The 13,237-nt window shown below is 38.1% G+C and carries 12 protein-coding genes and 1 pseudogene; 9 read left to right on the top strand and 4 right to left on the bottom strand.

Going from position 1 to position 13,237, the window contains the following annotated elements:
• The first annotated feature begins 240 nt into the window (after positions 1–240).
• On the top strand, positions 241–459 hold the full coding sequence (locus tag ACFIJW_RS09320) for a hypothetical protein (RefSeq protein WP_375634205.1): 219 nt from the start codon (positions 241–243) through the stop codon (positions 457–459).
• A gap of 61 nt (positions 460–520) precedes the next feature.
• Here the strand turns inward: ACFIJW_RS09320 and ACFIJW_RS09325 are convergent, their stop codons facing one another.
• Both ACFIJW_RS09325 and ACFIJW_RS09330 read right to left on the bottom strand, forming a co-directional pair.
• A complete protein-coding gene (locus tag ACFIJW_RS09325; protein ID WP_375634310.1) occupies positions 521–793 on the bottom strand; it encodes a type II toxin-antitoxin system YafQ family toxin in 273 nt (90 codons plus the stop codon).
• A gap of 9 nt (positions 794–802) precedes the next feature.
• A pseudogene (locus tag ACFIJW_RS09330) lies at positions 803–1,083 on the bottom strand (type II toxin-antitoxin system RelB/DinJ family antitoxin).
• Between the two features lie 277 nt (positions 1,084–1,360).
• Here ACFIJW_RS09330 and ACFIJW_RS09335 point away from each other — a divergent pair.
• From ACFIJW_RS09335 to ACFIJW_RS09345, 3 genes are all read left to right on the top strand, one after another.
• Entirely contained in the window at positions 1,361–2,323 is a 963-nt protein-coding gene (locus tag ACFIJW_RS09335; protein WP_375620641.1) for an L-threonylcarbamoyladenylate synthase, read from the top strand.
• A gap of 2 nt (positions 2,324–2,325) precedes the next feature.
• Positions 2,326–3,735: an FAD-binding oxidoreductase gene (locus ACFIJW_RS09340; RefSeq protein ID WP_375634207.1), complete on the top strand. Its 1,410-nt coding sequence runs from the start codon at positions 2,326–2,328 to the stop codon at positions 3,733–3,735.
• Between the two features lie 144 nt (positions 3,736–3,879).
• Positions 3,880–4,407: a DUF6101 family protein gene (locus tag ACFIJW_RS09345; protein ID WP_375628324.1), complete on the top strand. Its 528-nt coding sequence runs from the start codon at positions 3,880–3,882 to the stop codon at positions 4,405–4,407.
• Positions 4,408–5,466: 1,059 nt separating this feature from the next.
• On the opposite strand, the gene purD is transcribed toward ACFIJW_RS09345, so the two are convergent.
• On the bottom strand, positions 5,467–6,741 hold the full coding sequence (purD, locus tag ACFIJW_RS09350) for a phosphoribosylamine--glycine ligase (protein ID WP_375634209.1): 1,275 nt from the start codon (positions 6,739–6,741) through the stop codon (positions 5,467–5,469).
• A gap of 90 nt (positions 6,742–6,831) precedes the next feature.
• On the opposite strand from purD, the gene ubiA reads away from it, so the two are divergent.
• The gene (gene ubiA / locus ACFIJW_RS09355; protein WP_375634211.1) at positions 6,832–7,836 is read left to right on the top strand and encodes a 4-hydroxybenzoate octaprenyltransferase; all 1,005 of its coding nucleotides are present in this window, start codon (positions 6,832–6,834) and stop codon (positions 7,834–7,836) included.
• Between the two features lie 237 nt (positions 7,837–8,073).
• Here ubiA and pdxH read toward each other — a convergent pair whose 3' ends face one another.
• A complete protein-coding gene (pdxH, locus tag ACFIJW_RS09360; protein WP_375611119.1) occupies positions 8,074–8,697 on the bottom strand; it encodes a pyridoxamine 5'-phosphate oxidase in 624 nt (207 codons plus the stop codon).
• A 326-nt stretch (positions 8,698–9,023) separates the two neighbouring features.
• On the opposite strand from pdxH, the gene ACFIJW_RS09365 reads away from it, so the two are divergent.
• From ACFIJW_RS09365 to ribB, 4 genes are all read left to right on the top strand, one after another.
• Positions 9,024–9,929: a DnaJ C-terminal domain-containing protein gene (locus ACFIJW_RS09365; protein WP_375634213.1), complete on the top strand. Its 906-nt coding sequence runs from the start codon at positions 9,024–9,026 to the stop codon at positions 9,927–9,929.
• 127 nt (positions 9,930–10,056) lie between these two features.
• A complete protein-coding gene (gene fabI / locus ACFIJW_RS09370) occupies positions 10,057–10,875 on the top strand; it encodes an enoyl-ACP reductase FabI (protein ID WP_273787904.1) in 819 nt (272 codons plus the stop codon).
• A 148-nt stretch (positions 10,876–11,023) separates the two neighbouring features.
• Positions 11,024–12,112, top strand: a complete 1,089-nt coding sequence (aroC, locus tag ACFIJW_RS09375) for a chorismate synthase (protein WP_375634215.1) — start codon at positions 11,024–11,026, stop codon at positions 12,110–12,112.
• 15 nt (positions 12,113–12,127) lie between these two features.
• Positions 12,128–13,231 carry a 3,4-dihydroxy-2-butanone-4-phosphate synthase gene (gene ribB, locus ACFIJW_RS09380; protein WP_375634217.1) on the top strand — a complete coding sequence of 368 codons (1,104 nt, stop codon included), beginning with the start codon at positions 12,128–12,130 and terminating at the stop codon, positions 13,229–13,231.
• The last annotated feature ends 6 nt before the right edge of the window (positions 13,232–13,237 follow it).

Here is a 13,237-nt window from a genome sequence, read left to right on the forward strand (position 1 = left end):
AGATTTGAAATGAGAGAATCTTACGTTATTCGGGATTCTAATTCAATATGAATAACGCTATATTATCATTATAAATCAATGCATTACACACTGGTTGCGCGACAAATAAATATGTTTCTTCTTGTGTTGGTTGGTTACCTATTTATTTAAGCCGGCAAGATCTGAACACCATTAGCTCAAACTTAGCAAGAGAGATCTTAAAGCATAACAAGCAGGGTCAACGCTTGTGTGGGTGGAAACATGGTTAGAAAAAAATCCAAAAAATACACAGAGCTTACAGAAGCAGAAAAAGAAATGCTTCAAGAAATGATCATCACCTATCAAAGCGTGAAAATGATGTCTCGCTTGATGAAGTGGATAGCATTTTTTCTTTTTTTGCTTATCCTTGATTTTGCATGCCTCATGGATGCGATAGACAACATCTTCGCTCATTTGAAGCAGTGGTTCTCAAAGAATTAGAAAAACTGTCATACAAGCAAAAACTTCGAAAAATTCTTTTTACTATGAATTGGAGATCCAATCATAAGCGTAGTTCAGAATGCAAACCAAGTCGTAAGAGCTCGAGTGTTTTGGTATTCGGCTTTCGATAGATCAAAACTAAATCTGGCTTGATATGACAATCACGACAATTGCGCCATTGACCTGTTAGCGCATGATCTCTCCAATGCGCTTTTAGCGGTTCATTCTCCGCTAACGCTTTGACCAAAAGCAGCAAATCCTTCTCTAGTGTATTAGCATACCTACCTTTGCTTTCACGTTTAAGGTCAGACCGGAATGAACGCGTATAGACAATATAGCAAGCTTAGGTTTTCTTTTCAGATTTACGCATTTCGGTTCTATCTTCGCGTATCATGGTCCTTAAGCTGTCTAATAATGTACGTTCGACGCATCCCATTTCGACATCCTCGATAGCTCGTAATGTTTCCGGATTTGGTTGAAAGATCCAAGCGGTAATGTACGATCTCTAGCAATGCGGGTCATAAACATGCGTACTACATCCGATACAGTTAAACCCGTAGACTTAATAACTGCACTTGCAATTTCTTGAACTTGATCAGGTATGCGGGCTTGAATTTTTCCCATTGCTAAATCCCCTATTCAATTGTAGCACAATGTACTGTACGTTAAGTCTATGTCAAGAGTTTCAACAATAGCTTTTCACAAGAGAACTTAGCAAAATTCAAAAAATTATTAGAGAAAGTTAGCAGAATAAGATATGTTTTGTAGAAGAATATTGGAAAATCCTATTCCCTAACCTTTATTTATGAACCCCATACTTAAAAAAACATATAAATCAATGTGATATATGAATAAAAAAGAGCATAATATCACTAAAAGAGTGTTATAGAAATGATGTGTCATGACGATTCTACCACTCGATAGTGCTTCGATAAGAGAGGCAATAGCGCTTCTTGAACAAGGGAAGTTAGTAGCATTACCAACGGAAACTGTTTATGGATTAGCGGGCGATGCAACCAATGGGAGAGCAATTTCTTCTATTTATTCTACAAAGGGTCGTCCGCAAATTAATCCTCTTATTGCGCATGTCAGCGGCATCGAAATGGCGGAACGTTATGTTAAAATTGACTTTCTTTCACGCCAATTAATGGAGGAATTTTGGCCAGGTCCTTTGACATTGGTTTTGCCTTTAAAGGAACAGCATAATATCCATCCTTTAACAACCTCTGGTTTGAATACCTTGGCTGTTCGTTTTCCAGACAGTCGTTTTGCGGAAGTGGTACAACATTTTGGCCGCCCACTTGCTGCTCCTAGTGCGAATCAATCGGGGCGTCTTAGCCCTACTTCAGCTGAGGCTGTTTTTGCATCTTTGGGGGAATCTGTTCCTTTGATATTGGACGGAGGACCTGCTAAAATAGGGCTGGAATCAACGATTATTAAAATTTGTGGTGAAAATATTTATCTTTTGCGTCCAGGGGGGCTTGCGGCTGATGAAATTGAAGAAGTTGTGGGGAAGCCTTTAAAACGGATAGATCAAAGGGCGGCGATTGAAGCTCCTGGGATGTTAAAGTCGCATTATGCTCCCAATGCCACGGTTCGTTTGAATGTAGAAAAGGTGGAAAATGGTGAAGCGCTTTTAGCATTTGGTTCAAAGCGTGTTATGGGGGCTGAAAATGCCGTTTCTATTTTAAACCTTAGCGAAGATGGAAAGTTAGAAGAGGCAGCCTCTCATTTATTTCAATATATGAAGGAATTAGATTCATTTAAAGTGAGATGTATCGCAGTAGAACCTATTCCATTATACGGATTAGGGGAGGCTATCAATGATCGTCTTATACGGGCTGCGGCTCCAAAGGAGAAATGAACATGGAGCAGGAATTAATTGAAGGGTTTAGGGAAATTGTTGGTGCTAAGCATGCTATAACAGATCAAGCGTTGATTGCACCGTATTTGCTTGAAGAGCGTGGGCTTTTTCATGGAAAAACACCTTTACTTTTACGTCCATCTTCTTGCGCAGAGGTCTCATCGATTATGCAGTTAGCGAGCAAAACGCGCACACCGATTGTGCCACAGGGTGGAAATACAGGGCTTGTGGGGGGACAACAACCAGATGAAAGAGGAGAGGGCGTTCTTTTATCCATGGAGCGATTAAATAAGATTAGAGCTATAAATATTGAAGGAAATTTTGTTGTTGTAGAGGCTGGTGTTATTTTACAGGATTTACAGAAAAAAGTGGATGAATCAGGTCGTTTTTTCCCTCTTTCTTTGGCATCTGAAGGTTCTTGCCAAGTAGGAGGAAATCTTTCGTCGAATGCTGGAGGGACAGCTGTTTTAGCCTATGGCAATATGCGTGATCTTTGTCTTGGTTTAGAAGTTGTTTTACCGGATGGGCGTATTTTAGATGATTTGCGTTTTGTTAAAAAAGACAATAGCGGTTACGATTTAAAAGATCTTTTTATTGGTGCAGAAGGTACATTGGGTGTTATAACCGCAGCCGTTTTGAAGATGTTTCCAAAAATAAAAGGAAAAGCTGTTGCTTTGGTGGGATTATATAGTCCGGCGAAGGCTTTAGAGTTTTTATCTCTGGCTCAAGAGTATGGAGGAGGGATGTTGACAGGTTTTGAGCTCATGGGAAATCTCAGTTTGCAAATGGCTTTAGATTATAAGATGTGTGAGAAGCCTCCTCTTCAGCGGAAACATGAATGGTATGTATTAATGAACATTTCATCGTTGCAAGGCAATGATGAGGCGTTATCGGTATTGAGTACTATTTTAGAAGAAGCTTTAAAGAATGCGGTGATAGAAGATGCAGTTGTTGCGCAATCTTTAAAACAGCAAGATTTTTTTTGGCAATTACGAGAAAGTATATCATTAGCACAAAAGTTAGCAGGAGGGTCCATTAAGCATGATATTGCAATCCCACTTGCTTCTATTCCTGATTTTATTGCTGATGCAGCGCTTATTGTTGAGGATATTGCTCCAGGAGCACGGGTGATTTGTTTTGGACACATGGGCGATGGAAATTTACATTATAATATTACACAACCTGTAGGAGCTGATACGACAGTGTTCTTGCAGTTATGGTCAACAATGAATCATCGCATTCATAGTTTAGTGGTGGACTATAGAGGTGCATTTTCTGCTGAGCATGGAATTGGTCAGCTTAAGCGCGAAGAACTTCGTTCTTTTAAATCGCCTGTCGCATTGGATATTATGCAAGGGATTAAAAAAACGTTCGATCCTTTAGGGATAATGAATCCTGGAAAAGTATTATAATTCAAGAATGGTGATCATGCATTTTTGTTTAGATTTTAATAACCAAAAAAGAAACCAGTTGTTTTTTATTCAAACTTTTAATAATCCAATGAGAAAAAGCTGCTAAAGGGTGTATGTTATTTAAGATAAATTGGGATAATGTATATGGCTAATCAATGCTTTAATCAGGCAAAAGCGGTGCTTGAATTTCGGTTAGATCCGTGCCATTTGCCACAAACGACGACATATTTTTCATCCAAAACGGGTAATCAGGTTATTTGTTCGTTAAATGAGCGTGGTGTTTCTTTTAAAACGGATATGCCTTCAAGCTTATCGCATTTAATACCCCCTTATCATTTTCAAGGAATTGCAGCACGTACCGTAAAAACGCGTTCAGGAGAAAGAGCTGTTGCATTAGAATTACTTCATGCCGATGAGGAAGCTTGTATACCGCTTTTGGTTTCCAGAGATTTGAATAATGTTCTTCTGGATTGGCGGTTATGGGCGGATACTTATGGCCTTCCCATGCTTATGATCAATGAAGATAATCGCATTCTGGTTGTAAAAGATCGTTCTGATTTACATCGATTTTTTGGTACAACAGCACATTCTAAACAAAAGCATTTTTTACTTCGTTATAGCAATCCGTTAGGCTTGCGTTTGGTGATTGCGAATCGAATTGCACTCCAGTAAATTAACATGCATTCATTTTTGTACTACCGTCAGCATTTATCTTGTTGTGCTGTAAAACATCGTTGTTTGGGGAGGTAACATAAGGCATGTAAACTTCACACATGAAGTGTTTTTAGAAGATATGGCGAATATTCTTAAGTTTGCTTGTAGGTCTTTGTGTAAGTGCAGCATATTAATGAGAATTCAGACCTTTACAGACGGGATTTGGTGTGACTTTTGGTTCTTTAAAACAAAGAGAAAGTCAATGATTGTAAATGAGAGTTTTTTGACACCATACATTGGCAGCAGGAATCGATGATGTAAAACGCTTTTTTCAGAGAGGTAAAAACGGTTTTCATAACAATAGAAACTGTTTTTTTGCGGTATAATTTTGGGTTTTTGCCACATTATTAAAAACACCAGAAGATTACTGGAAGTGTTTTTGAATTTTTTTATAAATCATTTCTTCATGTTGAATGAAAGCTTTGAATATTGCAGAATATTCTTATTTCATCTCTCTTTTATAATCAAAATCATTTAGATAGAAAGGGTTATCGTAATATTGAGAATTGGAAAATACAATGATGGTATAGGTTTTTATTTTTATTCCAGAAAGCTGGCAGAATGGATTTATACTATTTGCAGGTAGTGTCGTAAAATGGGAATGATAAGCATGAGAGATATTGTTTAAGAGTTTGTATGTGAATAACATAACTATCTTTTTTGGGCATTTCATTTTTCGTAAAAGCGGAATTTCACTAAAAACGCGATAAATAAAAGAAATGATAGTATATACGTTTTTCCTCAGGATTTTATAAGAAAGAAAGTGTTTATAAAAATGATGAGAAAATGCGTTTAAAGTAAAGACAACAGTAAAATGATTATTTTATATTACATCTTCAGATTCAGAAAATTTTCCTATTTTATCATGAGTAGATATCCTATTTACAATATTTGATTGTTCAAAGGAAAGCACACTCATTTTTTCAAAATTATGGTCAACGTAAAACAGTGAGAAAATTTTTGTATCATGCTCTTATATAAAATAAGAAAATCGTAAAAAAAGAATATTCAAAGGATTTAATTTTCTCGCGCAACGGCTCTCCATCCGATATCTCGACGAACAAAACCTTCTGGCCAATCAATACAATCAACAGCTTCATAAGCACGTTTTTGTGCATGGGTAATCGTTTTTCCTGTTGCTGTTATATTGAGTACACGTCCACCATTTGCAATGAGTTCTCCATCACGCAACACTGTACCAGCTTGAAAAACTTTCACATCGAGAAGAGTGTTTACTTGATCAACGTTACGGATAACAGTACCTTTTTGGGGAGAGTCTGGATAACCATTAGCAGCCATAACAACGGTGAGAGCTGTTTTTTCAGACCACCGAAGAGGCTGATTTTCAAGTTTTCCTTGAGCTGCAGCAAGAAAAATTGGCAAAATATCATCTTTGAGGCGCATCATTAAAACTTGACATTCAGGATCACCGAATCGTACGTTAAATTCAATTAATTCGGGTCCTTTTTGCGTTATCATTAATCCGACGAAGAGAATACCTTTAAAGGGGGCACCCATTTCTTTCATGCTTTTTAAAGCTGGTTCAACAATTTCTTTGAGAGTACGATTCACTATTTCTTGGGTCATGATGGGCGCTGGTGAATAAGCACCCATACCACCGGTGTTTGCTCCAGTATCCCCATCACCTACACGTTTATGATCTTGAGCAGATCCAAAAGGAAGAGCAACTTTACCATCACAAAGGCAGAAGAAGCTTGCTTCTTCACCTTCAAGAAAAGATTCTACAACAATTTTGTTTTCTGCATCTCCAAATGTACTTTTGAAGCAGGCATCAACTGCGTTAAACGCTTCTTCCATAGTTGTTGCAACCACGACACCTTTGCCAGCTGCTAAGCCATCAGCTTTAATAACAATGGGAACACCTTGTTGCTGAATGTAAGCTTTAGCTTTAGAGGCATCATTAAAGCATTGGTAACTTCCTGTAGGAATGTTATTCTTCCGACATAAATCTTTTGTAAAGGCTTTTGAACCTTCTAGTTGAGCAGCTTTTTGAGTAGGACCAAATACACAGATGTTAGCGCTATTAAGAGAGTCTGTTATACCCGCCACCAAGGGTGCTTCTGGTCCTACAATTACAAGATCAATAGAATGTGCCTTACAAAAATCAATAACAAGGGGATGGTCATCAATGTTCAAATTAATATTTTCACCAAATTCTGTTGTTGCAGGATTTCCAGGAGCACAATATAACTTTGTTAGCAGTGGTGATGCTGCTATTTTCCATGCTAAAGCATGTTCTCGTCCACCTGAGCCAATAAGAAGAATATTCATTGCTTGCTCCTCTCATAAAAGATAATTAATCTCATCCTCTTCTCATAAGAATGAAATGTCTCTATCGCAAGACCAAAGGTAAATCATTTGATGAAAAAAAATAAAAATATCGCGCATGTTCAGTCCTATGATAGCCAAGGACGGGTTATGGATGCATCTTCCAAACAATGGGTCTACAGCTTCCTTCCCCGTTCTTTATGGTTTTATGCGCAATTGGCGCGTTGGGATCGACCTATCGGTTGGCAATTGTTGATGTGGCCTTGTTTTTGGTCAACAACAATGGCTTTTTTCTCTTATAACATGCATTACGATACTCTTTTATCAATGTTTCTTCATTGGGTTTGGTATCTTTTTCTTTTTTTTCTGGGATCTATTGCTATGCGAGGGGCAGGATGTACTTGGAATGATCTTATTGACCATAAAATTGATGCTCAGGTAGAAAGGACACGTTCTCGCCCATTGCCAACAGGACATGTGAGTCGGTTTCAAGCGAGAGTTTTTATCCTTGTGCAATGTTTTGTTGGTTTAGTCGTTTTATCACAATTTAATAGGTTTAGTTTTTTTCTAGGTATTTCGTCATTGATAGCTGTTGCATTTTATCCTTTTATGAAACGCGTAACATATTGGCCGCAGTTTTTTTTAGGCGTTGCATTTAATTGGGGGGCATTAATGGGGTGGGCTGTTGTCTTTGGAAGTTTAAGCTGGGCACCAATCTTGCTTTATGTGGGATCAATTTTGTGGACCATAGGATACGACACAATCTACGCACATCAAGATAAAGAAGATGACGTTACTGTTGGTGTCCGTTCTACGGCTCTTCTTTTTGGTAAAGCAACCAAGCGTGCTTTAGTATTTTTGTATGGTGGTTTTGTGATGTTCGTTAGTCTAGCATTTTATTTAGCTGGAGTCCCTGTTCTTAGTTTTTTGGGGATTTTTGTGGCAAGTATCCATATGTTTATTCAAATTAAAGTCATTGATATAGATGATAGTTCACAATGCCTCAGGCTTTTCAAATCTAATTCGCTTATTGGTTTTGTGATTTTTTCTGGTTTAGTATGTGGGGGTATATGGATGATATTTTATCCTGCGGTCTAAAAATAAGTTAGCTAAAATCATAGTTTCTACTGAATACAGTATGTTTTTTTTAATAAGCTTGTTGCTAATCTATTTTTAAGCAATACAGTAGAAAATATCACCAATTAACCTTTACAGTGAAAATAAAATTCTTCTATTTAAATAGAATAAATCATCTTCTTTTAGAATTTTTCGAATAAAAAATATTTGTTTAATTGTTGCGAAGAAAAAATCTTCATAACGATGAAGTTTGAAGGATTAGGGATAAAGTTTTTGTCTTTTCCAATCGCTGTGTTCAACACAATCCCGTGTAAAAAGCAAACGATCATGTAAACGAAATGGGCGATCGCACCAGAACTCTATAGAAAGGGGTTTAACACGAAACCCAGACCAATAAGGTGGTCGTGGAATATTGCCTAGAGCATAACGCGCAGTATATTGAGCAATTGCTTTTTCGAGCACAAAACGATTGTCTAAAGGTTGAGATTGTTTAGAGGCCCATGCACCAATTCGACTACCACGTGGTCGCGATTGGAAATAGGCATCGGCTTCCTGTTGACTTACTTTTTCAACGATTCCTCTAATTCTGACTTGACGACGGAGTGATTTCCAATGAAAACCTAAGGATGCTTTCATTGATTTTAAAATTTCTTGTCCTTTACAGCTTTCATAATTGGTATAGAAGACGAATCCTTGGGGACTGTAGTCTTTGAGGAGAACCATACGAACATTAGGGAGTCCTGTTTCGTCAACTGTTGCTAATGCCATAGCATTCGGATCATTTATTTCACTTATCGTTGCCTCTTCAAGCCACTTTGCGAAAAGTTCAAAAGGTTTTTGCATTTTCATAAAATGATCATCTGTTGGTATTTTTGTGCTCATAGTTTCTCCAAATATCAGTGAGCATGGGTGAGGCATTTTCTCATTTACTTGATCATCAAGAAGTTACAGTACTATTTTTTCTTATTTTCAAAAAGCCAATGCTATCGTGTATTTCTATGGTAGTTTAATTATTTTTTACTTTAGCATAGACTACAAGGAGCTATATTAAATAAATGTCTCATTTTATCTGGTATTTTAGTTTATTGATAGACATATAAAGAGAAAAGAAGAAATTATTCTCTAGAATAGACTAATGAAGCTATAAGGGATATTGAACAACGTATCAGTTGATATTTTGAAAACGAAGAAATTGAAAAGAGGGCAATATGCGTGATCCCTACACGATTCTGGGTGTGGCACGTACCGCAAAATCGCAAGAGATTAAATCGGCATTTAGAAGATTAGCGAAGAAATATCATCCAGACCATAATAAAGATGATACAAAGGCTAAAGAGAAATTTGCTGAAATTAATCAAGCCTATGAAATTATAGGTGATAAAGATAAAAAGGCACAATTTGACCGCGGTGAAATTGATATGGAAGGAAAACCGCTTTATCAAGCCTATGGTGCTGGTGAAAATTTTAGCAATAAACAAAATCCCTTTTCAGGAAGAGCAAAGGGATTTGATTTTTCCTCTTCAGGTGGTGCAAGTTTTGATGCGAGTGATATTTTTCGGGATCTGTTTGGAGGAGGAGGTAGCTTTTCGAATTCCACACACTATAACCGTCCCCAACAAGGAGCACATGTTCGTGCTAATCTTGCCATAACATTAGAGCAGATGGTTGGCGCAGAAAAGGTGGAGGCTGTTTTTCCAAATGGAAAAAAGTTAAAAATTAAACTTCCAGATTATATTGAAGACGGACAGACTATTCGTTTAAAAGGTCAGGGAGAAGAGGTACCTCACGGGCAAGCAGGAGATGCGTTGATAACCATTCAGATTCAAAAACATCCTCGTTTTCGGGTTGAAGGAAAAGCACTCCATCTTGATTTACCAGTTTCTCTTAAACATGCTGTTTTGGGAGCAAAAGAAGAAGTTGAGACGTTGGAGGGGCGTGTGGTTTTAACGATTCCTGCGTGGTCAAGTTCTGATCGCGTTTTACGGTTGAAAGGGAAAGGGCTTCGTTTAAAAAATGGTACAAGAGATGATCTTTATGTGCATGTTCGCATTATGTTGCCGGGAGATGAAAATGCCGCCGCACTAGAACAGTTTTTGCAAATGCAACAAGATTAATTTTAAAAATTTTATATATAAAAGCGTAGTTTTTGTTTGATTTTAAACCAATTGCTTGAAGAAAAAGTTGACCTGTGTCATAGGCAGGTGAATAATACTAATTTTAAGTAACAATGGGGCAGTGCTGATGGCTAAGGGTAATGGTTTATTGTACGGTAAGCGTGGTTTAATTTTGGGGTTGGCCAATAATCGCTCCATCGCTTGGGGAATCGCTAAAGCGGCAAGTAGCGCAGGGGCAGAGCTTGCTTTTACCTATCAGGGTGAAGCAATGAAAAAGCGTGTCGAGCCTTTGGCTGAAGAATTAAAGGGATTTGTTTGTGGACATTGTGATGTTTCTGACAGTGTCTCTATTGATACGGTCTTTAGAGAAATAGAGAAGAAATGGGGAAAACTTGATTTTTTAGTTCATGCTATTGGTTTTTCTGATAAAGATGAATTAAGTGGTCGTTATATTGATATCAGCGAATCAAATTTTATGATGACGATGAATATTTCCGTTTATTCCCTAACAGCTCTAACGAAGCGTGCAGAAAAATTGATGCCAGATGGTGGTTCAATCTTGACACTAACCTATTATGGTGCAGAAAAGGTTGTTCCCAATTATAATGTAATGGGGGTTGCCAAAGCCGCTCTTGAAGCGAGCGTGAAATATTTAGCGGTAGATTTAGGTCCCCAAAATATTCGTGTTAATGCTATATCTGCTGGACCAATTAAAACGTTAGCGGCTTCTGGTATTGGTGATTTTCGTTATATTTTAAAATGGAATGAATATAATGCTCCATTACGTCGTACGGTAACAATTGAAGAGGTTGGTGATTCTGCGCTTTATTTTCTTTCAGATTTGTCTCGTTCTGTTACCGGTGAAGTCCATCATGTCGATTCGGGTTATAATATCATAGGTATGAAGGCAGTTGATGCACCAGACATTTCTGTCGTTAAAGAATAAAGTTTGGTTTATAAGATTTTATTAGACAGCAGTAATTTGACCAAATTTAAGGTGTCCAAGAGTATTTGGGAGAAAAGAGTTGTCTTGTGTATAGCACACAACATACGTTATCGTTGTATATATTTGACAGAGAAATGGATCTTTTTTCATGTCGCATAATACATTTGGTCATTTGTTTCGTGTAACAACATGGGGTGAAAGTCATGGTGCTGCTCTTGGTTGTATCATTGATGGTTGTCCACCTGGAATTATTTTTACTCTTGAAGAAGTTCAAGCTTATCTTGATAAACGCAAGCCAGGACAATCAAAATATACAACGCAGCGCCGAGAACCAGATGAAGTAGAGGTCCTTTCAGGAGTTGTTGTTCAAGACGATGGAACGACATTGGTGACAACAGGTACACCAATTTCTCTGTTGATTCGAAATACAGATCAACGCTCTCAAGATTATGGAGCAATTGCTCATCAGTATCGTCCAGGACATGCGGATTATACTTATGATATTAAATATGGCATTCGTGATTTTCGAGGCGGGGGACGTGCTTCGGCACGGGAGACGGCAGCACGTGTTGCAGCAGGTGCATTTGCTCGTAAAATCGTTCCTGGTTTGATTGTACGAGGAGCAGTGATAGCAATTGGTCCTCATAATATTAATCGTGATCGTTGGGATTGGTCAGAGGTTGATAATAATCCTTTTTTTACAGCTGATGCAGAGATGGTTCACATTTTTAGTGACTATATCAGTAAACTCCGTAAAGAGGGGACATCTGTTGGTGCGGTTGTTGAGATCGTTGCAGAAAATGTTCCGGCAGGTTTAGGAGCCCCTATTTACGCAAAGCTTGATCAAGATATTGCCTCGTTACTTATGTCGATTAATGCGGTAAAAGGTGTGGAAATTGGTGATGGTTTTGCGGCAGCCCGCTTGAGGGGAGAAGAAAATGCCGATGAAATGCGAATGGGAAATGATGGAAAACCGCTTTTTTTATCCAATCATGCTGGTGGTATTTTAGGGGGAATATCGAGTGGACAGCCAATTGTTGCACGTTTTGCTGTAAAGCCTACTTCATCAATTTTAACACCTCGTCGTTCCATTGATGTTGATGGTCATGATATAGACGTTATAACAAAGGGACGTCATGATCCATGTGTTGGGATTCGTGCCGTTCCTGTTGGTGAGGCGATGGTTGCTTGTGCTATTGCTGACCATTATCTAAGACATCGCGGTCAAGTTGGGTGATTGAAAAGGTGAACAATGGCGTATGATGAAAAAAAAATTGTTTCTGCACTTAAAGCTTTTGAACGCGGTGAAATTGTTGTGGTGACAGATGATGATGACCGTGAAAATGAGGGTGATTTAACTGTTGCTGCAGCGCATTGTACAGAAGAAAAGATGGCGTTTATTCTTCGTCACACAACAGGTATTGTGTGCACACCTATGCCAAAAAAAGAAGCAAAACGGTTTAATCTTTCTCCTATGGTACCAGATAATAACTCTGCACATGGGACGCAATTTACGGTTACTGTTGATTTTAAACACGGCATAACAACAGGAATTTCAGCGCATGACCGTACATTAGCTGTACGTAATCTTGCGAATTCAAATGCAAGTGCGGATGATTTTGTTCGTCCAGGGCATGTTTTTCCTTTAATTGCGCATGAAGGGGGGGTGCTCATGCGTTCAGGTCACACGGAGGCCGCTGTTGATTTATGTAAATTATCTAATTTGCCGCCGGTTGGTGTTATCGGTGAATTAGTCAATGATAATGGAAGCGTTAAACATGGCGATCAGATTATGAAATTTGCGCAAGAACATCGGTTGCATATTATAACGGTTGCAGATTTAATTTCTTACCGCCAACGTAAGGAAATATTGATCAAGCATGTTGGAGAAATGCTTATTGAAACATCTGTAGGTCCCGCTATTGTTCAAAGTTATCAACTCCCTTGGGAAGTCGTTCAGCATATTGCAATTGTTTTTGGTGATGTCCGTGAGGGTGAGAATATTCCTGTGCATTTACATCATGAAAACATTATAAGTGACGTTTTTTGTCAAACTTCAGATATTATGGTGATGATGCGGCGTATGATGGAAAAAGAAAAACGTGGCGTATTTATTTATTTGCGTGAAGGATCTGTTATACAATCAACTGTTGGTATTCAAAACATGACAAGAAACAGTTCAGAAAACCATGTGCAGGCGATTGAACGCGAAGAAGAATGGCGCAAAATTGGTTTAGGATCACAAATTTTAAAATATTTAGGAATAGGCTCTGTTATTGTTTATGCTTCTAAAGAGCATCATTATGTAGGTTTGGAAGGTTTTGGAGTTCGTATATCCAGAACAGATATTTTTTGAGGTTCA

The organism is Bartonella sp. MM97QHHN, assembly GCF_042194285.1.
Taxonomy (GTDB): Bacteria; Pseudomonadota; Alphaproteobacteria; order Rhizobiales; family Rhizobiaceae; genus Bartonella.

What these genes read in the sequence shown, in the direction of transcription:
- ACFIJW_RS09365 (WP_375634213.1), top strand. Translation starts at nt 9,024, where the DNA reads ATGCGTGATCCCTACACGATTCTGGGTGTGGCACGTACCGCAAAATCG.
- purD (WP_375634209.1), bottom strand. Translation starts at nt 6,741, where the DNA reads ATGAATATTCTTCTTATTGGCTCAGGTGGACGAGAACATGCTTTAGCA.
- ACFIJW_RS09335 (WP_375620641.1), top strand. Translation starts at nt 1,361, where the DNA reads ATGACGATTCTACCACTCGATAGTGCTTCGATAAGAGAGGCAATAGCG.
- ribB (WP_375634217.1), top strand. Translation starts at nt 12,128, where the DNA reads ATGGCGTATGATGAAAAAAAAATTGTTTCTGCACTTAAAGCTTTTGAA.
- ACFIJW_RS09345 (WP_375628324.1), top strand. Translation starts at nt 3,880, where the DNA reads ATGGCTAATCAATGCTTTAATCAGGCAAAAGCGGTGCTTGAATTTCGG.
- aroC (WP_375634215.1), top strand. Translation starts at nt 11,024, where the DNA reads ATGTCGCATAATACATTTGGTCATTTGTTTCGTGTAACAACATGGGGT.
- pdxH (WP_375611119.1), bottom strand. Translation starts at nt 8,697, where the DNA reads ATGAGCACAAAAATACCAACAGATGATCATTTTATGAAAATGCAAAAA.
- fabI (WP_273787904.1), top strand. Translation starts at nt 10,057, where the DNA reads ATGGCTAAGGGTAATGGTTTATTGTACGGTAAGCGTGGTTTAATTTTG.
- ACFIJW_RS09320 (WP_375634205.1), top strand. Translation starts at nt 241, where the DNA reads ATGGTTAGAAAAAAATCCAAAAAATACACAGAGCTTACAGAAGCAGAA.
- ubiA (WP_375634211.1), top strand. Translation starts at nt 6,832, where the DNA reads ATGAAAAAAAATAAAAATATCGCGCATGTTCAGTCCTATGATAGCCAA.
- ACFIJW_RS09340 (WP_375634207.1), top strand. Translation starts at nt 2,326, where the DNA reads ATGGAGCAGGAATTAATTGAAGGGTTTAGGGAAATTGTTGGTGCTAAG.